The sequence below is a fragment of the Allobosea sp. CRIB-10 genome, assembly GCF_900112185.1.
Taxonomy (GTDB): Bacteria; Pseudomonadota; Alphaproteobacteria; order Rhizobiales; family Beijerinckiaceae; genus Allobosea.
In genome coordinates, this window is record NZ_FOKP01000002.1 from 59,529 (window position 1) to 79,060 (window position 19,532).

At 66.9% G+C, this 19,532-nt stretch carries 18 protein-coding genes; 8 read left to right on the forward strand and 10 right to left on the reverse strand.

The features are described from left to right. Window positions 1-5: 5 nt before the first annotated feature. The 6 genes from BMZ69_RS03075 to BMZ69_RS03100 all read right to left on the reverse strand — a co-directional run bounded on the left by BMZ69_RS03075 (window position 6) and on the right by BMZ69_RS03100 (window position 5,586). Window positions 6-1,145 carry an ABC transporter substrate-binding protein gene (locus BMZ69_RS03075; protein WP_092154767.1) on the reverse strand — a complete coding sequence of 380 codons (1,140 nt, stop codon included), beginning with the start codon at window positions 1,143-1,145 and terminating at the stop codon, window positions 6-8. 58 nt (window positions 1,146-1,203) lie between these two features. Next, window positions 1,204-1,965, reverse strand: a complete 762-nt coding sequence (locus BMZ69_RS03080; protein ID WP_092154769.1) for a maleate cis-trans isomerase family protein — start codon at window positions 1,963-1,965, stop codon at window positions 1,204-1,206. Then, window positions 1,962-2,471, reverse strand: coding sequence for an acyl-CoA thioesterase (locus BMZ69_RS03085; RefSeq protein WP_092154771.1), 510 nt, complete (start codon window positions 2,469-2,471; stop codon window positions 1,962-1,964). Before BMZ69_RS03085 ends, BMZ69_RS03080 begins: the two co-directional genes overlap by 4 nt. Then, window positions 2,468-3,613: an FAD-dependent monooxygenase gene (locus BMZ69_RS03090; protein WP_175506647.1), complete on the reverse strand. Its 1,146-nt coding sequence runs from the start codon at window positions 3,611-3,613 to the stop codon at window positions 2,468-2,470. Before BMZ69_RS03090 ends, BMZ69_RS03085 begins: the two co-directional genes overlap by 4 nt. A 51-nt stretch (window positions 3,614-3,664) precedes the next feature. Next, window positions 3,665-4,903: a hypothetical protein gene (locus tag BMZ69_RS03095; protein ID WP_210187983.1), complete on the reverse strand. Its 1,239-nt coding sequence runs from the start codon at window positions 4,901-4,903 to the stop codon at window positions 3,665-3,667. Between the two features lie 125 nt (window positions 4,904-5,028). After that, window positions 5,029-5,586: a MarR family winged helix-turn-helix transcriptional regulator gene (locus tag BMZ69_RS03100; RefSeq protein ID WP_092154775.1), complete on the reverse strand. Its 558-nt coding sequence runs from the start codon at window positions 5,584-5,586 to the stop codon at window positions 5,029-5,031. Window positions 5,587-5,682: 96 nt separating this feature from the next. Between BMZ69_RS03100 and BMZ69_RS03105 the strand changes: the two genes are divergently transcribed. From BMZ69_RS03105 to BMZ69_RS03140, 8 genes are all read left to right on the forward strand, one after another. Then, window positions 5,683-6,201, forward strand: a complete 519-nt coding sequence (locus BMZ69_RS03105; RefSeq protein ID WP_092154777.1) for a flavin reductase family protein — start codon at window positions 5,683-5,685, stop codon at window positions 6,199-6,201. A gap of 25 nt (window positions 6,202-6,226) precedes the next feature. Further along, window positions 6,227-7,690 (forward strand): 4-hydroxyphenylacetate 3-hydroxylase family protein, encoded by a 1,464-nt coding sequence (locus tag BMZ69_RS03110; protein ID WP_092154779.1) that lies wholly within the window; start codon window positions 6,227-6,229, stop codon window positions 7,688-7,690. A 19-nt stretch (window positions 7,691-7,709) separates the two neighbouring features. After that, window positions 7,710-8,090: a cupin domain-containing protein gene (locus tag BMZ69_RS03115; protein ID WP_092154781.1), complete on the forward strand. Its 381-nt coding sequence runs from the start codon at window positions 7,710-7,712 to the stop codon at window positions 8,088-8,090. A gap of 156 nt (window positions 8,091-8,246) precedes the next feature. Then, the gene (locus BMZ69_RS03120) at window positions 8,247-9,488 is read left to right on the forward strand and encodes an ABC transporter substrate-binding protein (RefSeq protein ID WP_244543187.1); all 1,242 of its coding nucleotides are present in this window, start codon (window positions 8,247-8,249) and stop codon (window positions 9,486-9,488) included. A 285-nt stretch (window positions 9,489-9,773) separates the two neighbouring features. Continuing rightward, window positions 9,774-10,673 (forward strand): branched-chain amino acid ABC transporter permease, encoded by a 900-nt coding sequence (locus tag BMZ69_RS03125; protein ID WP_092154785.1) that lies wholly within the window; start codon window positions 9,774-9,776, stop codon window positions 10,671-10,673. A 5-nt stretch (window positions 10,674-10,678) separates the two neighbouring features. After that, window positions 10,679-11,602, forward strand: a complete 924-nt coding sequence (locus tag BMZ69_RS03130; protein ID WP_092154787.1) for a branched-chain amino acid ABC transporter permease — start codon at window positions 10,679-10,681, stop codon at window positions 11,600-11,602. After that, complete coding sequence (locus tag BMZ69_RS03135) at window positions 11,599-12,345, forward strand: ABC transporter ATP-binding protein (RefSeq protein WP_092154789.1); 747 nt, start codon at window positions 11,599-11,601, stop codon at window positions 12,343-12,345. The genes BMZ69_RS03130 and BMZ69_RS03135 overlap by 4 nt, the downstream gene beginning before the upstream one ends. Next, window positions 12,345-13,022, forward strand: a complete 678-nt coding sequence (locus tag BMZ69_RS03140) for an ATP-binding cassette domain-containing protein (RefSeq protein WP_092154791.1) — start codon at window positions 12,345-12,347, stop codon at window positions 13,020-13,022. Before BMZ69_RS03135 ends, BMZ69_RS03140 begins: the two co-directional genes overlap by 1 nt. A gap of 30 nt (window positions 13,023-13,052) precedes the next feature. Here BMZ69_RS03140 and BMZ69_RS03145 read toward each other — a convergent pair whose 3' ends face one another. From BMZ69_RS03145 to BMZ69_RS03160, 4 genes are all read right to left on the reverse strand, one after another. Beyond that, complete coding sequence (locus BMZ69_RS03145) at window positions 13,053-15,353, reverse strand: xanthine dehydrogenase family protein molybdopterin-binding subunit (protein WP_092154793.1); 2,301 nt, start codon at window positions 15,351-15,353, stop codon at window positions 13,053-13,055. After that, window positions 15,350-15,808: a (2Fe-2S)-binding protein gene (locus BMZ69_RS03150; RefSeq protein ID WP_092155448.1), complete on the reverse strand. Its 459-nt coding sequence runs from the start codon at window positions 15,806-15,808 to the stop codon at window positions 15,350-15,352. The genes BMZ69_RS03145 and BMZ69_RS03150 overlap by 4 nt, the downstream gene beginning before the upstream one ends. Before the next feature lie 235 nt (window positions 15,809-16,043). Next, entirely contained in the window at window positions 16,044-17,123 is a 1,080-nt protein-coding gene (locus BMZ69_RS03155) for an ABC transporter substrate-binding protein (RefSeq protein ID WP_244543210.1), read from the reverse strand. A 76-nt stretch (window positions 17,124-17,199) separates the two neighbouring features. Then, a complete protein-coding gene (locus tag BMZ69_RS03160; RefSeq protein WP_092154797.1) occupies window positions 17,200-19,392 on the reverse strand; it encodes a TonB-dependent receptor in 2,193 nt (730 codons plus the stop codon). Between the last annotated feature and the right edge of the window lie 140 nt (window positions 19,393-19,532).

The window sequence follows — 19,532 nt, forward strand, 5'->3', positions numbered from 1 at the left end:
CTACGTCACATCTTGCAGTCTTTGACGTAGGCATCCTGGTGAGCGGTGAAGGTCTTGCTGACGAGCTTGTTGGTCAGCGCGCCGTCGACCTTGACCACGTCGCGGACATAAACGTCCTGGATCGGGTGGTGGTTAAGGCCGAAGCGGAAGCTTCCCCGGACAGACTTGAAATCGGCCGCCTCTAGGGCGGCGCGGAAGGCGGCGGCGTCCTTCACGCTCGCCTTCGCGACCGCCGAGAGCAGCAGGTTGGCGGTGTCGTAGCCCTGGCTCGCATAGATCGACGGCCGGCGCTTGTACTCCGCCTTGAACCCTTCGACGAAGGCCTTGTTGGCCGGGTTGTCGAGATCCTCGGACCATTGCGAGGTGTTCTTCACGCCGAGCGCGATGTCGCCCATGGCGCCGAGGACGTCCTGGTCAAGCGAAAAGCCCGGACCGGTGATCGGGAGCTTCACCCCGGCCTGCGCATATTGCTTCATGAAGGCGATGCTCATGTCGCCCGGCAGGAAGAAATAGACGGCATCAGCGCCGGAAGCACGGATCTGCGCGATCTCCGCCGCGTAGTCGGTCTGTCCAAGCTTGGTGTAGAGCTCGCCGGCCAGCTCGCCCTTGTAGTAGCGCTTGAAGCCCCTCAGCGCATCCGTGCCGGCCGGATAGTTCGGCGCAAGAATGAACATCTTCTTGTAGCCGGCCTCATTGGAATAATTGCCCATGGCCTCGTGCATCGCGTCGTTCTGCCAGGAGACGTTGAAGTAGAACGGGCTGCACTTCGCCCCCGCCAGCGGCGAAGGGCCGGCATTCGGCGACAGATAGAACTTCTTCTGGCCGACGACACCGGGCACCACCGCCATGGCGAGGTTGGAATAGAGGATGCCGGTCAGCACATCGACCTTGTCGGCCTTGATCACCTTCTCGGCGAGCTGAACCGCCCTCGCCGGCTCGCCATTATCGTCCTCGATGACGAGCTGGACGTCCTTGTTGCCGGACTGCTTCAGCGCCAGCAGAAAGCCGTCCCGCACCTCGATGCCAAGCCCGGCGAGCCCGCCGGACAAGGTCGTGATCATCCCCACCTTGACGGGCTCGGCGAGAGCGGCGGTCGCCACGCTCGCGGACAGCGCCAGGATCCCGACGGCCAACATTCTGGACATTGTGTTTCTCCCCATGAGTTTTCTTGGTTTGCGGCGGCGTTGGCGCGGCTTGCAGGCTTCAGGCGGCGACGGCCAGTCCCGGGGCGAGCGCAGCTCCGGCGCCGGGGGCAACCGGTTCGAGGGCCACGGATTTGAGCATCGCCCGGACGGTGCAGGCCGCGGCCGAGATGACGGGAATGCCGAGAGCGGCCTCGACCGGTGCCAGCGCCGCCAGCGAGGGCATCTGCACGCAGGCCGACAGGACGACGACATCGACGCCGCGCGTATCCAGGCGCTTGACGTCCTCGATCAGCGCCCTGGGATCGCGGGCGGCGACGGCGAGATTGTCCTCGATCTCCAGCGCCAGGCTGTCATGGACCGTGAAGCCTTCGTTCTCGATATAGGCCGTCACCTTCGCGGCCAGCGGCTTCATGTAGGGCATCAGCAGGCTGACGCGCCTGGCGCCCATCTCCTTCAGCCCGTCGACCAGGGCTCCGGCCGAGGAGACGACCGGGATAGCCTTGCCTTCCCCGGCAACGGCGCCTTCGAGGTTCGTCTTCGAGACGCGGTGATAGCCGAGCCCCTGGCTCATGATCGCGACGAGGCAGGCATAGCCCATCACATCGACATCGGCGTCGGCGAGCTCGCGTGCACAGCGCAGGCTGTCGCGATCCATGGCGGCGAGCTCTTCAGCCGTGACCTTCTTCATGCGCATGCGGCTGGAATGGAAGGTGAAGCGCTCCGGCCGGATCGTCTCCCGGGCGCGCAGCATCGCCGGGATCTCGGTCTCCATCGTGATGTTCGAGCTCGGGACGATCTGTCCGATCCGATAGGTCTTCATGCCTTGTCCTCCGGCTGATGGGGATGGGCCGCCGCATAGGCTTCGAGCCGCTCCCGCAGCGCCTGCGGCAGCACCACGCCGGCCTTGCTGACGCGATCGATGGTGATCGGGGAGATGCGGGCGACGAAAGCGACCGGCCCTTGCCGCTTGCCTTCCGCCGCGACCAGCCGCGCGGTGATGTGCAAATCGAAGGTGCGGGAGCGGATCGCGCCGACCCACACCGCCATGTCGAACTGGCTGTCGAGCGGCAGGCGGCTGCGGAAATCGATCTCGACGCCGCGGATCGGAAAGTCGACGCCGGCGGCGGCTTTCATGGTGTGGATCGGGCCGCCGAGCATTAGGCTGATGAAGGCTTCGTGCGCCGATACGACATAGTCGAGGAAGCGCGGCGTATAGGCGATGCCGGCCGGATCACAGTCGCCCCAGCGGACGACGCGGCGGATCACCAGGGGCTCGTCGGAGATGATCTCCTCCGTCGCCGGGAAGAAGGCATAGGGCATCGTCATCGCACGGCCCCTCCGGTCGCGGCGGCGCAGGCCGTCATGAATTGCGGGTAATCTGCGGCGACCCTGGCCGCATCGACGCGGCTGGTGCGCGTCAGGTAGCCGAAGGCGAAGTCGTAAGGGCCGTTCGCCGCCGCCATGTGCCGGCCCATATCCTCGTACCAGGTGTAGCTTTCGCGGGCGGCGCCGATCAGGATGTCGGCGGCGGGCTTGCGGCTGGCGACATAGGCGGCGAGCGCGGCCGGAATGTCGCGCGTCTGTTCGAGCGCGCTCACCAGCGCGATCGAATCCTCCATCGCGATCCTGGTACCCGAGCCGATCGAGAAATGCGCCCGCCGCACCGCGTCGCCGATCAGCACGCGATGGCCATGGGTCCAGCGCTCGTTCCAGACCGGCTGGAAATTGCGCCATTCCGACTTGTTCGAGATCAGTGGCCGGCCGTGAAGGTCGTCAGCGTAGAGCTGCTCGACGAAGGCCTTTCGCTCGTCGTCGGTCATCGTGCCGAAACCGCAGCCTTCCCAGGCGGCGCGGTCGCACTCCATCACGAAGGTGCACATGCGATCGGTGTAGGGGTAGTAGTGCGCGCAGAAGGCGCCGCCGCCAGCGCTCCGGAAGCTGAGCGTCGGCCGGTCGTGGCGCCGCTCCGCCCCGTACCAGGCGAAGGCATTGGACAATTCGCTGCCATGCGTACCGAAAGCGGCCGAACTCATGGCGCGCAAGGTCGAGTTGGCGCCGTCCGCGCCGATGACCAGATCCGCATCGTCGAGGGCGGCGGTATCGCGGATGTCATCATGATGCGTGACGGTGACGCCGACCTCGGCGCAAAGCTCGTTCAAGAGCATCAGCAGCCGCAGCCGTTCGACCGCACCGCCATAGGCCTGCCCTTCAATCGAGACGGCCCGGCCGTTGAGGATGATCTCCTGATTGCCGAGCGGCTTGGTGATCCCCTTCAGACGCTCGAAGCTGTCGGCATCGGCGGCCGCCAGCTTGGCGAGCCCCGCTCCGGCGAGCACGACGCCGAAGCCGAAGGTCGCGTCGGGAGCGTTGCGCTCGTGAACATGGACCTCCACGCCAGGCAGGCGCTTGCGGGCGAGATAGGCGAAGTAGAGTCCCGATGGGCCGCCGCCGATGATGCTGATCTTCATATTCATACTGCCTCAATTTTAAGCCGCGATCGCCCCGCCGAAATGGAGCGATCAGGTCACGAGCTTGTCCTCGAGCCATTTGCGGATCGCCTGGCCGGCAAGGGCTTGCCCGCTGGGCTCCCCCGCCAGAACGGGCTGGCCATGATGGTTTCCGCGGATGACCGCGATCCCCTTGTCCTTGGTCCCGAGCGCTTTCCAGATCGCGTCGAGGTCCCGCGGGAAGACGCAGGCGTCGGCCGTGTAGCGGATGACGAAGGTCGGCTGCGCGATCGCTGGGGCACAGCGCAGGACACTCGCCCGCGAGGACAGCCCCGACCAGGTCGAGAGCCAGCTCTCGGGGGTGCAGGCGCGGCCGAAGCCGACGCCGTTCATATTGGTCTTGAACGGATCGGTGCCCCAGAGGGAGCCGACGAGCCGGTCCGTCGGATCGAGGCTCAAATCCCAGTTGCGCAGATCGGCATCGGTGCGCGCCACCTCGAAGAGATGCTGCCAGCCGGCGGTGAGCTTCTGCGCATCGCTGCTGGCGTCGGTGAGGCCCTTCCGGGCCGCCATGCGCAGCCGCAGCATCTCGCGCGCCTTGGCATCGATGGTCTCGACGCGCCGGCGCTGCGCATCACGGTAGCGTTCAACGAACTCTGGCGCATAGCTCGCCCCGGTCGGTTTGAAGCCGTTTGCGAGGCTGAACGGGAACAGGACCGGGTCGATCGACACCGGATCGCGTTCGTCGACGATGGACGGATCGAGCGAATTCATCAGCAGGATGCCTTGCCCGGGATGCGGGGCGACCATGACGACGATGTCCGGCCGAACCATCGGCGCCTCGGCCAGCCGCACGGGGCGCCCCGCGGGCGTGCGCGTCTCGCGCTGCTCGGGCGGCAGGTTGGCCTGCTCGGTGTAATAGGCATAGAGCCCGGCGCCCCCCGAATTGCCGACCAGGACGATCTGGTCGTAGCGCTCCTTGAGGAAGGAGGTGCCGGCATCGACGTCGAGCAGGGCGAGCTCGTGTTCGAGCCGTGTGTCGTTGCCGGCCGAGCGCGAAGCCTGGACCCAGACGGCAGCGCCGGCCTTGAGCAGTTCGGGCACGAGGTAATGGGTCGCGAGGATCTCGCGCGGGTGCATGATGCAGCAGACCGCCGTCTCGCCGCCCCTGCGATAGAGGAAACCGTTCACATTGGCGCCGTCCACCGTGGTCAGTGAATGCACTGATGTGATCAGGCCGGGCGGCAGGTCCGACTCGTTCCATTGGGCGCCGCGCAGGCCTGCCAGCGGGATGCTCTGCGGTGCGTTCACGGTGCCCTCCCTGTGTCGTTGAATGGGTCGTACCCTGTAATTGAGATAGTGTCAATATTAATGCTGCACACACCCTCTCGACCCCCCGCGCCGAATTTGAGACCCGGCTCCGGTGTGCTCGAGAGCTATTCCGCCGAGGTCCGCACAGCCGGCGACGTCTCGCTGGCGATTATATGGTCCGCGAGATGGATCGCCTGTTTCGCGCCGCGCGCGAGCCGTCGCATGATGCCGCTGAGCGTCTCGAAATCGCCCCGGTCGAGCGAGGCGAACAGCGCGTCGTTCACCGGCCGCTGCAGCGCGGCGAGGCGTTCCAGCATCTCTGATCCGAGCGGCGTCACCGAGAGATTGACCCGGCGCTTGTCGCTGGCATGCGGGAGCTTGGCGACGAGCCCGCTCTTCACCAGCTTGTTTACCTCGATGGTGACGAACGCGCCGCTGAGGTGGAGCCGCTCGGCGACCTGCGCCACCCCGACCTCGCCATCGGGCCCGCCCCGATTGATCGCGATCATGATCAGGTATTGCGAGGGGTTCAGCCCGATATAGCCGGCGAAGCGCGCCCTCGCCTCCTCCAGCCGGCCGCCGAAGGCGAAGAAATCGTAGAGCATATCGCGGAAGCGCGCATCGCTGCCGCCCTCCAGTAGATCCGGCTTCGCCACGGTCAGACGCCGGTTCTCACTCGCCATGGTTCATCCGCCTCCAAAGGCTGTTGACTCACTAAAATAGCTTTGCTACAAAGCTATCTAACAAATATAAACCACAGAACTCAACCGGAGGGAACCATGGACGGCAGGGCCTTCAGGCAATCCCTCGGCGAGTTCGCCACCGGCGTCGCGGTGATCACCGCGCAGGGCGGCGGCGAGGAGCTCATCGGCATGACCATGAGTTCGTTCAACTCCGTTTCGATCGATCCGCCGCTCGTCCTGTTCAGCGTCGACAGGCGGGCGAACAGCCTGCCGGCCATGCTCGAAGCCAAGGGCTTCGCGGTCAATGTGCTGGCGCGCGAGCAGGAGCACATATCCAACCGTTTCGCCCGTGCGCTCGGCGACAAATGGTCCGAGACCAAACGTACGATCGGCCACGCCCAGGCGCCGCTGCTCACCGGGGCGCTCGCCCATTTCGAATGCGAGCCCTACGCAAACTACGACGGCGGCGACCACGTCATCTTCCTGGTGCGGGTGCTGCGCCACGCCGTGCGCCCCGGCAATCCGGCGCCCCTGATCTTCTTCCGCGGCCGCTATCGCGACCTCGTCGACGAGACCCAGCGCGAGCCGTCCTGGCCGCTGCCCATCCACTACTGACAACCGAAACAACGAGGAAACAGCCATGACCAAGACGGGACAGGAGCATCTGGCCAGCCTGCGCGACGGCCGCTCGATCTATATCGACGGCGCCCGCGTCGAGGACGTCACCGGCCACCGCGCCTTCCGCAATGTCGCACAGTCGGTCGCCGGCCTGTTCGACTTCGCCGGCGATGCCTCGCGCCGCGATCTCATGACGTTCGAGACCGAGACCGGCGGCCGCGCCAACCGGATCTGGCAGTTGCCGACCTCCTATGCCGACCTGGTCGAGCGCCGCCGGGCGCTGGAGGCCTGGACCGCGATCCATGGCGGCTTCCTCGGCCGAGCGCCCGACCATGTCGCCTCCTGCATCGCCGGCATGCGCATGGGCCTGCCAGTGTTCGAGGGCTACGACCCGGCCCGCGCCGCGGCGCTCGAAGCCTATTACCGCTACGCCCGCGACAACGACCTCTACCTCACCTACGTCATCATCAACCCCCAGGCCGATCGTTCCAAGAACGCCGCAGAGCAGGCCGACCCGTTCCTGACTGCCGGCGTGGTCGACCGCGGTGCCGAAGGCATCACCATCCGCGGCGCCAAGATGCTGGCGACCGGCGGCGTCGTCGCCAACGAGGTCTTCGTCACCACGATCCAGCCGATGCAGCCCGGCGAGGAGCGCTACGCCGTCTCCTTCGCGATCCCGATGAACGCCAAGGGCCTGAAGATGCTCTCGCGCAAATCGTATGAGGCGCAGGCCGGCTCGATCTTCGACAACCCGCTGGCCAGCCGCTACGACGAGAACGACGCGGTGCTGTTCTTCGACGACGTCAAGGTCCCGTGGGACCGGGTCTTCATCGATGGCAGCGTCGAGATGTGCCAGAAGCAGTTCCACGCGACCCCGGCGCATGTCTACCAGAACTACCAGGCGATGATCCGCCTGAAGGTGAAGCTGCGCTTCCTGATGGGCATCGCCCATCGCACCACCCAGACCAACGGCATCAGCCAGTTCCCGCAGGTGCGCGAGATCCTCGGCCAGCTCGCCGCCGAGGCGGCGATGGTCGACGCCTTCGTCAACGCCATGGAGGCCAAGGGCACGCAGGCCGGCCCCTACTTCGTGCCCGACCGGCACATGCTCTACTCGGCCCAGGTGCTGACCCAGCAGATGTACCCGAAGATTCTGAACTCGCTGCGCGAGCTCGCCGGCGGCGGCATGATCATGCTGCCCTCCTCGATTGCCGACTTCGCCAATCCCGAGATCGCGGCGATGATCGAGAAGACCCAGCAGTCGCCCGCCGCGAACGCGCATGACCGGGTGAAGTTCTACAAGCTCGCCTGGGACGCGGTCGGCTCCGAGTTCGGCTCCCGCCATCACCAGTACGAGATGTTCTACGCCGGGGCGACCTTCGTGACGAAGGGCCACTCCTTCCGCACCTACGACTGGGGCAAGGCCGGCGGCATCGTCCAGTCGATGCTCGACTCCTACGACCTCGACACGAAAGCGGCCGCCTGAGCCGGCGAAAGGACCCGTCATGCCCGTCAACAAGAGCCACGACGAATTCTACACGCTCGACATGTCCAAGGGCTGGGAGGTGCCGGCCGGCTATCCCGCCGGCATCCAGCAGAAGATCCTGTCGGGCGCCCTCGACGAAGAGAACAACCGCGGCACGCGCACCCGGCTGCTGCGCTTCCAGCCCGGCGTCTACACCACCGCGCCGTTCTCCCACGACTACTGGGAGGAGGTCTATCTGGTGGAGGGCGACCTCACCGTCGGCAACGACGCCAACGGCGAAGGCGGCGAGAGCTTCCCGCCGCATACCTATGCGGTGCGCCCGCCGCACGCCCCGCACGGCCCGTTCAAGTCGCAGAAGGGCTGCCTGCTGCTCGAGATTCACTATTTCGACCCGGTCTGAGCCAGCCGTTTCCCGTCCCGTCTCTGACCCTGCTTCGGAGACGGGACGGCCGATGGCCGCAAAGCGACAGAATAAAATTCGCCGACTAATAAAAGGGGACAGGCAATGATCAAGATCGTTTGGAGAACTGCTCTCGCAGTCATGCTCAGCGTACCCATGACGCCCGCCATCGCGCAGGAGAAGCCGGCATCGCTTGGTGTCGGCGTCATGACCTTCACCTCCGGCCCGGCCGCCGCCTATGGCATGCCCGGCAAGAACGCCGCCGAGCTGATGATCGACATGCTCAATGCCAGGGGCGGCATCGGCGGCGTGCCGCTGAAGGCGACCTATGTCGACGAGGCGCAGGGCACGCAGGGCGTCATCGCCGAATATCGCCGCCTTGCCGAGGACAAGGGCAACCAGGTGATGATCGCGGCGCTGTCGAGCGCCAACTGCCTGGCTCTGGCCCCGCTCGCCGAGCAGATGCAGGCCCCGACGATCGGCTGGAACTGCGACACGCACCAGCTCCTGCTCGACGGCAAGAGCAAGTATTACTTCCGCCCGAACGGCAACACGATCCCGGAATTCGTCGCCTATGCGCTCTATCTGCTGCAGCGCAAGCCGGATGTGAAGCGGATCGCCATCGTCAATCCCGACTATGCTTTCGGCCATGACGCAGCGCTGATCTTCAAGACCGCGATGAAGGCGCTGAAGCCCGATGTCGAGGTGGTGGCGGAGCTGTTTCCCAAGCTCGGCTCGGCCAATTTCCAGACCGAGATCTCGAAGCTCTCGGCCTCGCGGCCGGACGTCGTCTTCTCCAATCTCTGGGGCGCCGATCTCGAGAACTTCGTGCGCCAGGCCCAGCCGCGCGGGCTGTTCACCTCGAGCCAGGTCGTGCTGGCGCTGGGCGAGACCGTGCTGCAGCGCGCCAACCTGCCCGAGGGCGTGATCGTCGGCGTGCTCGGCGACGGCTGGTGGATGTCGCCCGACGCCAGGGCAAATCCCGTGACCAAGGCCTTCGTCGAGGCCTATGAGAAGCGCTATGGCGAATACCCGGTCTTCCCGTCGATCAAGATGGCCAACGCGATCATCTACATGAAGGCCGCCTATGAGGCCGCGCTGAAGAAAGGCGACGGCAAATGGCCGAGCCGCGACGAGGTCGCCGAGGCGATGCGCGGCAGCACGGTCAAGACACTGACCGGCACCACCGTGACCCGCAAGGACAATGACGGCCTCGTCGACCAGGTCGTCGGCGTCACCACGAAGTCGCCCGATTACAAGTTCCCGGTGATCGGCGGCATGGTCCGCTACAAGGGCGACACGCTGATGCCGCCCCAGGGCGAAGACGCGATCAAATGGGTGGGAACGCTGACCCCGGCTTTCCTCGCCGCCCAGCCCAAGCCCGGCAGCTACCAGTAACAGCCGGTTCGACAACTCCTCAGCCTTCATCCTGAAAGTCTGACTCGAAACTCCAGCCCTCGTCCTGAGGAGGCCCGAAGGGCCGTCTCGAAGGGCGTTTCAGCTGGCTCCGGAATCTCCTGGAGCGTCCTTCGAGACGCCGCTTCGCGGCTCCTCAGGATGAGGGCTCGATGAATGTTCGGTCAGGTTCTCAGGATGAGGGCTGGGGGTTGTCGAACAGCCTTCCGAGCAGCTGGCGGGACGAACGTCCCGCCCCCCTTTCATCATCAATCCCAGGTGCCGCTCATGCTCGACACCCTGATTCCACTCGCCGTCGACGGCCTTGCCAGCGCGGCGCTGATCTTCTTCGTCGCCGTCGGGCTGACGCTCGTCTTCAGCGTGCTGCGCGTGCTCAACGTCGCGCATGGCAGCTTCTACGCGATCGGCGCCTATGTCGCCGCTTCGATCGGCCTGTGGATCGCCAGCGCGAGCCTGAACCCCTGGCTCTCCTTCCCGGCCCTCGTCTTCAGCGCGGCGATCGTCGCGGTCCTGTTCGGCCCGCTGGTCGAGCGCTGCCTGATGCGCTGGACCTATGGCAAGTCGGAAGCAATCCAGATCCTCGTCACCTTCGGCCTGTTCCTGATCCTTGAGGACCTGCAGCGCATCGTCTTCGGCGTGCGCTCGCTCGCCGAGGACACGCCGATGCAACTGCTCGGCTCGACGCAGATCGGCGGCGTCGTCTATCTCAACTACCAGCTGCTGCTGATCGCGCTGGCCGTCATCGTCGTCCTCGGCCTGCGTATCCTGCTGACCAAGACCCGGATCGGCCGGCTCGTCACCGCCGTCGTCGCCGATCGCGAGATGGCGCAGAGCATCGGCATCAACACCAACCGCGTCTTCATCCTCTCCTTCACGCTCGGCGTCTTCCTGGCGGCGCTGGGCGGGGCGCTGGCGACGCCGACCGCCGGCGCGGCGCCCGGCCTCGGCGCCGAGACCATGGTGCTCGCCTTCGCCGTCGCCGCCATCGGCGGGCTCGGCCAGATCGAGGGCGCGGCGCTGGCGGCGATCATCGTCGGCCTCGCCCGCGTGCTCGCCATCTATTTCGCGCCGTCGCTCGATGCGGTCGCCCCCTACATCGTCATGCTCGTCGTGCTGCTGGTCCGCCCCTACGGGCTGTTCGGCCAGGCGGCGACCCGGAGGATCTGACCGCCATGCGCGCCGCCCTTTTCCTCATCGCCCTTGCCGCGCTGGCGCTGGCGCCCATTGCCGCGCCCTGGCTGCAATTCGTGCTGACGCTCGCGCTCGCCAAGGGTTTTGCCGCGCTCGGCGTCGCCGTCCTCTTGCGCGGCGGGCTGATCTCGATCGGCCATGCCATGTTCTACGCCGTCAGCGCCTATGCCATCGCCTTCCTGGCGCGCGCCGGCCTCAACGAGTTCGTCGTGCTGCTCCTGCTCGGCACGCTCGCCTCGGCGCTGGCCGGCCTGCTCATCGGCGCCTTCCTGGTGCGCTACCGCGCGATCTTCTTCGCCATGCTCAACCTCGCCATGTCGATGGTGCTCTACGCCCTGCTCTCCAAGCTCTACGGCATCACCGGCGGTACGGACGGCCTGCGCCTGGCGGTGCCGCGCTTCTTCGGCCTCGCGCTCGACAAGGCGAGCTTCGACACCGCGCTCTATTATGCCGGCCTCGTGCTGATGCTGGGCGTCGGCTACGGCGTGCAGCGCTATCTTGCGAGCCCGCTCGGCCATGCGCTCGCCGCCGTGCACACCAACGAGCTCCGGCTCGAATATCTCGGCGTTCCCGTCCGGTTCGTGCTGCTGATCGCCTATACGATCTCGGCCGCGCTCGCCGGCGTCGGCGGGGCGATCGCGGCGATGGCGATCAGCCATATCCTGCCCGAATTCGCCTTCTGGACGGCGTCCGGCCATCTCGTCCTGGTCGCGGTGCTCGGCGGCATCGGCGGCGTCGCCGGTCCCTTCATCGGCTCGCTCTTCCTCGAAGTGCTGCACACCCTGGCGGTCGGCGTAACCGATGCCTGGAACCTGATCATCGGCGTCGCGCTGATCGGCGTGATCTTCTTCCTGCCGAGCGGGCTCTACGGCCTGATCCGGCGCCGCAGCGGAGAACCGGCATGACGACGCCCCTCCTCCAGGCCAAGGACCTGCGCATCTCCTTCTATGGCGTGCAGGCCGCCGACGGCGTCAACCTCGAGATCCGCGAGGGCGAGTTCCTCGCCATCATCGGCCCGAACGGCTCCGGCAAGACGACCTTCCTCAACCTGTGCACCGGCTACCTCCGGCCGAGCTCGGGCGAGGTCTATCTCGACGGCAAGCCGATCACCGCCATGGCGCCGCGCACGATCGCCAGGCGCGGCATCGCCCGCGCCTTCCAGATCCCGCAGCTCTTCCTCGACCAGACGGTGCTCGACAACCTGATGATCGCGGTCGCGGCCAAGCGCGGCATCTGGGTGCCGTTCAGGGCGCTCGGCGCCGACGGCCGCCGGCGAGAGGCTGAGGAACTGCTCGCCCTCGTCGGGCTCGACGGCGAGGCGCAGCAGCTGGCCGGCGCGCTGCCGGAAGGACGGCGCAAGCTCCTCGACATCGTCATCGCGCTGGCGCTGAAGCCCCGCCTCGTCCTGCTCGACGAGCCGACCAGCGGCGTCAGCACGATCGAGCGCTTCACCCTGATGGAGACGCTGATGGCCGCGCTGCGCCGCGCCAAGGTCACGGCGCTGTTCGTCGAGCACGACATGGACGTCGTGCAGCGCTACGCCGACCGCGTCGTCGTCTGGGATTCCGGCTCGGTGATGGCGGAAGGGCCGCCCTCCGAGGTGTTCAAGGATGAGCGCGTGCTGCGCAATGTCGTGGGGGTGGCGTGATGCTGCGCATGGAAGGCGTGACCGTCGCGATCGCGGGCGTGCAGGTGCTGCGATCGGTGTCGCTGGGACTGACCTCCGGCAAGACCACGATCCTGATCGGCCGCAACGGCGCCGGCAAGACGACGACGCTGCGGGCGATCATGGGGCTGCTGCCGGTCGAGGCCGGCGCAGTCCGTCTTGGCGACCAGGAGATCGGCACGACCCCGGCCTATCAGCGCGCCGCGCAAGGCATCGGCTACGCGCCGGAGGATCGCCGGCTGGTGCCGGAGTTCACGGTCGAGGACAATATCCTGCTGCCGGCGCTGGCCCTCTCTTTGCCGGCGACGGAACGGGCAAGGCGGCTCGACGAGGTCTATAAGCTGCTGCCGCAGCTCCACACCATGCGCAAGCGCCCGGGCGGCGGCGTTTCCGGCGGCCAGGGCAAGATGGTGGCGCTCGGCCGGGCGCTGATGGTCGCGCGCACGGCGCTCTTGCTGGACGAGCCCTTCCAGGGGCTCGCCCCGGCGCTGGCGCTCGACTATGCGCGCACGCTCGGCGAGCTCCGGCGCGGCCGGCCGGACCTTGCCATCCTGATCACGGAATCGACGCCGGCCCTGCTCGACGCGATCGCCGACGAGACGCTGCAGATCGAGCGCGGCGAGATCGCCCGAACAACCGCGCCTCGGCAACCCGTCTGACCTGCGCCCCTTTGCGAGGCAGTAGGTCGCTCAGGTGCTGAGCTGATCGCGGATCGGCAATTGCCTGATCCGCTTGCCGGTCGCGGCGAACACGGCATTGGCGATGGCTGGGGCGACGGGCGGCAAGCCCGGCTCGCCGACGCCCCCGAGCGGACGGTCATAGTCGCCCGCGGGCAGCAGATGCACGCGAATATCCCGCGGCGCCGAGTCGATTCGCGTCAGCTCGTAGGTGTCGAAATTATCCTGTTCGGCACGGCCGTTCCTGAAGGAGATCTCGGCGGAGGTCGCGATGCCGGCGCCCATGATGACGGCGCCTTCCATTTGCGAGCGGACACGGTCCGGATTGACCATCGGCCCGCAATCGATCGCGATGTCGACGCGTGGGATCGAAAGCCTCCCGCGCTCGCCGACGGCCACCTCCACCGCGGCGGCGATATAGCTGACGAAGCTGTAGTGACCGGCGATGCCGAGCCCGCTGCCCTTGGGCAGGCTGCGTCCCCAGCCTATCCCCTGTGCCGCGGCTTCGACCACGCGCCGCAGACGCCCCGTGTCGATCGGATAGCGCTGCGGATCCTCGCCATGGTTCCAGCTGTCGCCGACCTTGGTCGGGTCGATCAGCCGCGCCGGACCGATCAGCTCCAGCAGGTAGTCTTTCGGGTCGCGGCCGGCCGCGTGGGCGAGCTCGGCGACGAAGGACTGCACCGCGAAGGCATGGGGGATGTTCGAGACGGCCCTATACCAGCCGATGCGGACATGAGCGGGCGCTTCCGGATTCTCCGCCCGGATGTTCGGAATGTCGAAGGGCAGGTTGACCAGCCCCATCCCGAGCTCGAACGGCAATTCATGCTTGGGATCCGGGGCGAAGATCGAACCGATGGTCGGCGCCGCGCTGCGATGCAGCCAAGCCGTCACCTTGCCGGAGCTGTCGAGCCCGGCCTCAAGCCGCTCGACCGACACCGTATGGTAGTAGCCATGGTGGAGATCGTCCTCGCGCGTCCACATCAGCCTGACCGGCGCGCCATCCATCGCCTGCGAGCAGATTCCGGCCTCGACGACGAAATCGGGCTTGGATTTGCGCCCGAACCCGCCGCCGAGCAGGGTGACATTGACCTTGACCTTCTCGACCGGCAGGCTGAGCCGCTTGGCAAGACGCTCACGGGTCACCTGCGGGGCCTGGCTGCAGGCCCAGGCCTCGGCTTCGCCATTGACGATGCGGACCAGCGCCGCCGGCGGCTCCATCGGCGATTGGGCGAGATGCGGAATGTAGTACTCGGCCGTGACGCGCTTGGCCGCTGCGGCCATGGCACGGTCGACGTCGCCGTCATTGCGGACAATTTTGGCGGGCTTGCTCGCCGCCTCGCTGAGGCGGGCGCGGTAGCTGTCGGAGGAATAGACCGCGTTCGGCCCGTCTTCCCAGGTCACCTTCAGCGCCTCGCGGCCCTTGATGGCGGCCCAGCTGTTGCGGGCGATCACGGCGATCCCGCCGACCGGCTCGAACTCGGACGGAATCGTCGGAGGGTCGATGGCGACGACTTTCACGACGCCCGGCACCTTCAGGGTCTCGGACGCGTCATGGGACGCGACCTTGCCGCCATAGACCGGCGGCCGGGCGACGACGGCGAACAGCATGCCGTCGACGCGGGCATCGATGCCGTAGACCGCCTTGCCGGTGGTGATGTCCCGATTGTCGACGAGGCCGATCGAATCCTTGCCGATATAGCGGAAGGCGCTTGCCGGCTTCAGCCGGACGCTGCTGCGATCGGGCACGGGCAAAGCCGACGCAGCCTTGGCGAGCGCGCCATAGCTGAGGCTGCGCCCGCTGGCGGCGTGAACGACCACGTGATTGCCGGCGCGCACCTCGGCGACCGCGACGCCCCATTGCGCAGCAGCCGCCTGCTCGAGCATCATCCGAGCAGCCGCGCCGGCGCGGCGCATCGGCATGAACCAATGGCGCAGACTGCGCGAACCATCCGTGTCCTGGTTGCCGAAGCGGTCCTCGTCGGCCCAGGCTTGCGCGACCCGCATCCGGGCCCAATCGGCCTCGAGTTCGTCCGCGACCACCATGGCGAGCGAGGTGCGCACGCCCTGCCCCATCTCGGAGCGATGGCAGGTGACGGTTACAGTGCCGTCCTCAGCCAGCGAGATGAAGATCGCCGGATCGTCGCGCCAGCCATTCGGCATCCCGTCGGCGCCAAATTTCTTGTCCTGCGCGGGCGTCGCGACGGGCAGGCCTGCGGCGAGCACGAAAACGCCGGCGCCCATGCCCTGCAGCAAGCTCCGGCGACTGACATTGGCAAGAGTGCCGCCAGGATTGGGAACATGCTCCGTCATGGCCGGGCCCCCCCGGCAGCCTGCTTGATGGCCGCGCGAATGCGCGGATAGGTTCCGCAGCGGCAGAGATTGCCGCTCATCGCGCCGTCAATGTCGTCGTCGCTCGGATTCGGCGTCTCCTTCAGCAGAGCGCTGGCCTGCATGATCTGACCCGGCTGGCAATAGCCGCATTGCGAGACATTGAGGTCGCGCCAGGCAGCCTGCACCGGATGATTGCCGTCAGGTGACAATCCCTCGATCGTTGTGACCGGGAGCCCCGCTGCCGCCGAGATCGGCGTCTGGCAGGCGCGGACCGCCATTCCGTCGAGGTGAATGGTGCAGGCTCCGCAAGCGGCGACGCCGCAACCGAACTTGGTGCCGGTCAGACCGAGTTCATCCCGCAGATACCAGAGCAGAGGCATTTCGGGATCGCCGTCATAGCGGCGCTCTGTTCCGTTCACGACGAGGGTTGTCATCAGCATCTCCTTCTTCGCGATCGGGGTACCCAGGACTGCCCGTGACATGCGACAGCGAGGCTCTGAGCGGCGCTATGCAGCGCTTCCGGGCGGCAGAACGCAAGCCGCAGCCGCGCAAGTTATCGTGAGAGGAAGGCCACGCCGGCGCATGCAGATCAAAGCAGGCCGTGGCGCCCCGGAGCCGGCCGAGGGTGCGGCGATGCGAGCGATACGGAATCTGGAGATCAGGGAGCAGTCAGCGCGCGATATCGATCCAATAGCCGGGCCGATAGGCGATCGGCAGGAAGCGCTCATGCAGCCGGCGCAACGTCTCCTCGGCATCGAGGTCGGCGAATAGCTCGGGATGCAGCCAACGGGCGATCTGCTGCAGCGCCACGAACTGGTAGGGGCTGGTGTAGAACTGGTGCCAGATCGCATGGATGCGGCCGGCCCTGACCGCCTTCGTCGACCGGAAGGCCGGCCGCGCCGCCAGTGCGGCGAGCTTCGCCTGCGCCTTGCGAAGATCGGCGCCGGGTCCGAGGCCGACCCAGGCGCCATTCGGCGCCAGCGCTTCCCAATTGCCGCCGGTCACGATCACCACATCGGGATCGCGCACGATAATCGTCTCGGGATTGATCGTCCCGAAGGTGCCGGGGAGCAGCTCGCTGCCGAGATTGACGCCGCCGGCTGCGGCGACCATGGCGCCGAAATTCTCGTTGCCGAAGCTCAGGCAGCATTCGTCGGAATAGCCGGGAATCCGGTCGAGCATGACGAGAGGCTTGGCGAGCGGGCCAGCGGCCGCGAGCCGCTCGGTCACCCGCGCGATCTCCGCAACCCGGAAGGCGATCAGCGCCTCGGCGACCTGCGTTCGCCCGAAGACCTGTCCGAGGAGGCGAAGCGACGGCTCGATGTTGCGCGAGGGCGCATGCCGAAAATCGACATAGACGACCGGGATGCCCGCCTCAGCCAGTCGCTCGACCAGACGGATTTCTCCGGCCGGGCGCTGCGTCTCGGCGCCGAGCACGACGAGATCGGGCTGCAGCGAGATCGCCTTCTCGATGTCGAAGGCACCACTGTTTGGCGAACCGAAGCGCGGCAGCGCCGCCGCCCGCGGAAAGCGCGCGAGATAGGCGGCATGCGTGTCGGGATCGGACTTCTCGAAATCCTCGCCCCAGCCGACGATGCGTCCGAACGGATCATCGCGATCCAGCGCTGCAGCGAGATGAATCTGCCGGCCCTCGCCGAGGATGACGCGACGGACGGGGACGGCGACCTCGACCTGCCGTCCGGTGACATCCGTCACCGTCACGGTGTCCGCGACGGCGAGCGCCGGCATGAGCGCGAGCCAGGCCAGCAGCGCAAGCGCGAGCCAGCTACGCACGCCCGCCGCGTCGGACCGGGCCCAGCGCATGCTAGAGATCCATCGACATCGACAGCCGGAAGGTGCGCGGCGCGCCGAGATAGAAGGTGCCGAAGGAGGCGACGCTCGACCAATACTTGTTGTCGGCGACGTTCTGCACCGTGGCGCGGAACACGGTCTTGCGCCCGGCGATCTCGGTGGCGTAGCGCGCGCCGAGATCGACCCGCGTCCAATCCGGCAGCGACTGGGTATTGGCCGCGTCGATGTACTGCTTGCCGGTGTAGACGAGCGCGCCGGTGAGCGTCAGGCCCCTGAGCCAGGGCACATCCCATTCGGCGCCGAGATTCAACTGCACCGGCGCGACACCGATAGGCCGGTTGCCGCGATTGGCTGCGACAGCGGTCTTGGTCAGCTCGCCGTCGAGCAGGGAGACGCCGCCGAGAAGCCGCAGCTGCGGCGTCACCTCGCCATAGACGCTGAGCTCGAGCCCGCGCACGCGCTGCTCGCCGGTGACGGAGAACAGGCCGCCATTCAGTTCGCCGCTCGGCTTGGCGATCTGGAAGCCGGCGAGCGAGGCGCCGAAGCTGCCATATTGAAGCTTGACGCCGGCCTCGTACTGCTTGGTGCGGTAAGGCGCGAAGGTCTCGCCGGCGTTGCTCGCCGTGGTCGGAGCGACGTCGCCGCGGCTCAGGCCCTCGACATAGTTGGCATAGAGCGAGAGATAATCGAGCGGCCGCAGCACGAGGCCGACCATCGGCGTCGTGGCGCTCTCGTCATAGGCCGAGGTCAGGATGCCGGTGCCCGGCGCATAATTGTTCGTCGCAACCGATTGCCGGCGCACGCCGAGCGTCAGCATGACGCGGTCGTCGAAGGCCGACATCGTGTCGGCCAGGGCCACGCTGGTCAGGTCGCTGTCGGAGAGACGCGCCCGCGGGCCGCGGGTGGCGAACTGCGTCGCGCTCCAGGTCGGTGCGTATACGTTCGAGAAGACCGGCCTGCCATTCGTCAGGGCCCGCTCCAGCGTCTCGCGATAATAGGACGCCTGCAGCGTCAGCTGGTGCTTGACGAAGCCGGTCTCGAAGCGGGCGCGGATGCCGGCTTCGTAGCTCTGGCGGCCGACGCCGAGATCGAAATATTGCGGAGTATGGCTGGTGTCGCCGCGGGCGTTCAGGATGGTCGGCAGGCCGAAGAAGCGCTCGACCCGGGTCTGCGAGCCGCCGACATTGCCGAAGACGGTGATGTTATCGGTGAGGTCGAATTCGTTCTTCCAGAGCAGCGAGCGGTCATCGATGCGCGACCATTCCCAGGGCTGGATGACGTTCTCGCGGCCGCCGGGCGCGGACGGCACGCGCAGGCCCCGCGTCATCAGGAAGGGGCGGTTGGGCGCGTCGAACTCGTCCCGCTGCGCCAGGGCATAGAGCCAGCTGCGGAAGCGCGCGCCCTGATAGTCCAGTGCCAGCGAGCCGATCCCAGTCGTCTCGGACTGCCTGTCGATGGCAGTGTCGCCGCCGCGCAGCGAGCCGTTGACGCGAACGCCGAACTCGCGGCCCGCGCCGAAACGTCGGGCGACGTCGAAGGTGGCGCCGCCATAGGCCCGCGACGAGAACTCGGCGCCGACGCGGGTCAAATCGCCCTCGGCGCGCTTGGGCACGACGTTGATCACGCCGCCGACGCCGCCATTAGGCGCGATCCCGGTCAGCGCCGCCGCCGGGCCCTTCAACACCTCGATGCGCTCGGCATAGTCGGTGAAGACGCGATAGTTCGGCGCGACGCCATAGACCCCGTCGAAGGCGATCTCGCCGCTATTGCCCTCGCCGATCGGGAAGCCGCGAATGTTGAAGGAATCGACGATGCCGCCGGACGGATGCGAGCTGCGCACCGACGGATCGAGGATCAGTGCATCGGCGACGGTCGAGGCCTGGAGATTGCGGGCGAGCTCGCCGGTATAGTTCGTCGTACTGAACGGCGATTTCAGCGTCTCGGCATTGCCGAGCAGGCCGAGCCGGCTGCCCTGGGCGACCTGGCCGCCAGCGAAGGGCGCCGGCATGCCGGAGGCGCGGGCCGGGCCTTCGACCACGATCTCGTCGAGCCGGACCTGATCGTTGCTGCGCTCCTGCGCGCCGGCTGCCGAAGCCGCCAGAGCCACAAGCGCCGTGCTCGCCAGCAAGGACAGCGGGAGCCTTCCGCGCCGGGCAACGCCGCAAGGAACCGAACGACACGGCGGTGCGAGACCAATTTTCGACATAACAAGACCCTTGAACCGGTACCGGAGCTGATTCCGACTGGCTGGAACCCTGTTCGTCACGAACAGAAAAGAAAAGCACGCAGATGCTGCAATGAATGATGATCAGTAGATAGCAGATATACGTGCCAATTTTGCAACGA

Excerpts from the sequence above, each read along its gene's own strand:
- BMZ69_RS03135 (WP_092154789.1), top strand. The coding sequence starts at position 11,599 with ATGACGACGCCCCTCCTCCAGGCCAAGGACCTGCGCATCTCCTTCTAT.
- BMZ69_RS03090 (WP_175506647.1), bottom strand. The coding sequence starts at position 3,613 with ATGAAGATCAGCATCATCGGCGGCGGCCCATCGGGACTCTACTTCGCC.
- BMZ69_RS03120 (WP_244543187.1), top strand. The coding sequence starts at position 8,247 with ATGACGCCCGCCATCGCGCAGGAGAAGCCGGCATCGCTTGGTGTCGGC.
- BMZ69_RS03150 (WP_092155448.1), bottom strand. The coding sequence starts at position 15,808 with ATGACAACCCTCGTCGTGAACGGAACAGAGCGCCGCTATGACGGCGAT.
- BMZ69_RS03110 (WP_092154779.1), top strand. The coding sequence starts at position 6,227 with ATGACCAAGACGGGACAGGAGCATCTGGCCAGCCTGCGCGACGGCCGC.
- BMZ69_RS03125 (WP_092154785.1), top strand. The coding sequence starts at position 9,774 with ATGCTCGACACCCTGATTCCACTCGCCGTCGACGGCCTTGCCAGCGCG.
- BMZ69_RS03155 (WP_244543210.1), bottom strand. The coding sequence starts at position 17,123 with ATGCCGGCGCTCGCCGTCGCGGACACCGTGACGGTGACGGATGTCACC.
- BMZ69_RS03105 (WP_092154777.1), top strand. The coding sequence starts at position 5,683 with ATGGACGGCAGGGCCTTCAGGCAATCCCTCGGCGAGTTCGCCACCGGC.
- BMZ69_RS03130 (WP_092154787.1), top strand. The coding sequence starts at position 10,679 with ATGCGCGCCGCCCTTTTCCTCATCGCCCTTGCCGCGCTGGCGCTGGCG.
- BMZ69_RS03145 (WP_092154793.1), bottom strand. The coding sequence starts at position 15,353 with ATGACGGAGCATGTTCCCAATCCTGGCGGCACTCTTGCCAATGTCAGT.
- BMZ69_RS03075 (WP_092154767.1), bottom strand. The coding sequence starts at position 1,145 with ATGTCCAGAATGTTGGCCGTCGGGATCCTGGCGCTGTCCGCGAGCGTG.
- BMZ69_RS03140 (WP_092154791.1), top strand. The coding sequence starts at position 12,345 with ATGCTGCGCATGGAAGGCGTGACCGTCGCGATCGCGGGCGTGCAGGTG.
- BMZ69_RS03100 (WP_092154775.1), bottom strand. The coding sequence starts at position 5,586 with ATGGCGAGTGAGAACCGGCGTCTGACCGTGGCGAAGCCGGATCTACTG.
- BMZ69_RS03085 (WP_092154771.1), bottom strand. The coding sequence starts at position 2,471 with ATGACGATGCCCTATGCCTTCTTCCCGGCGACGGAGGAGATCATCTCC.
- BMZ69_RS03115 (WP_092154781.1), top strand. The coding sequence starts at position 7,710 with ATGCCCGTCAACAAGAGCCACGACGAATTCTACACGCTCGACATGTCC.
- BMZ69_RS03160 (WP_092154797.1), bottom strand. The coding sequence starts at position 19,392 with ATGTCGAAAATTGGTCTCGCACCGCCGTGTCGTTCGGTTCCTTGCGGC.
- BMZ69_RS03080 (WP_092154769.1), bottom strand. The coding sequence starts at position 1,965 with ATGAAGACCTATCGGATCGGACAGATCGTCCCGAGCTCGAACATCACG.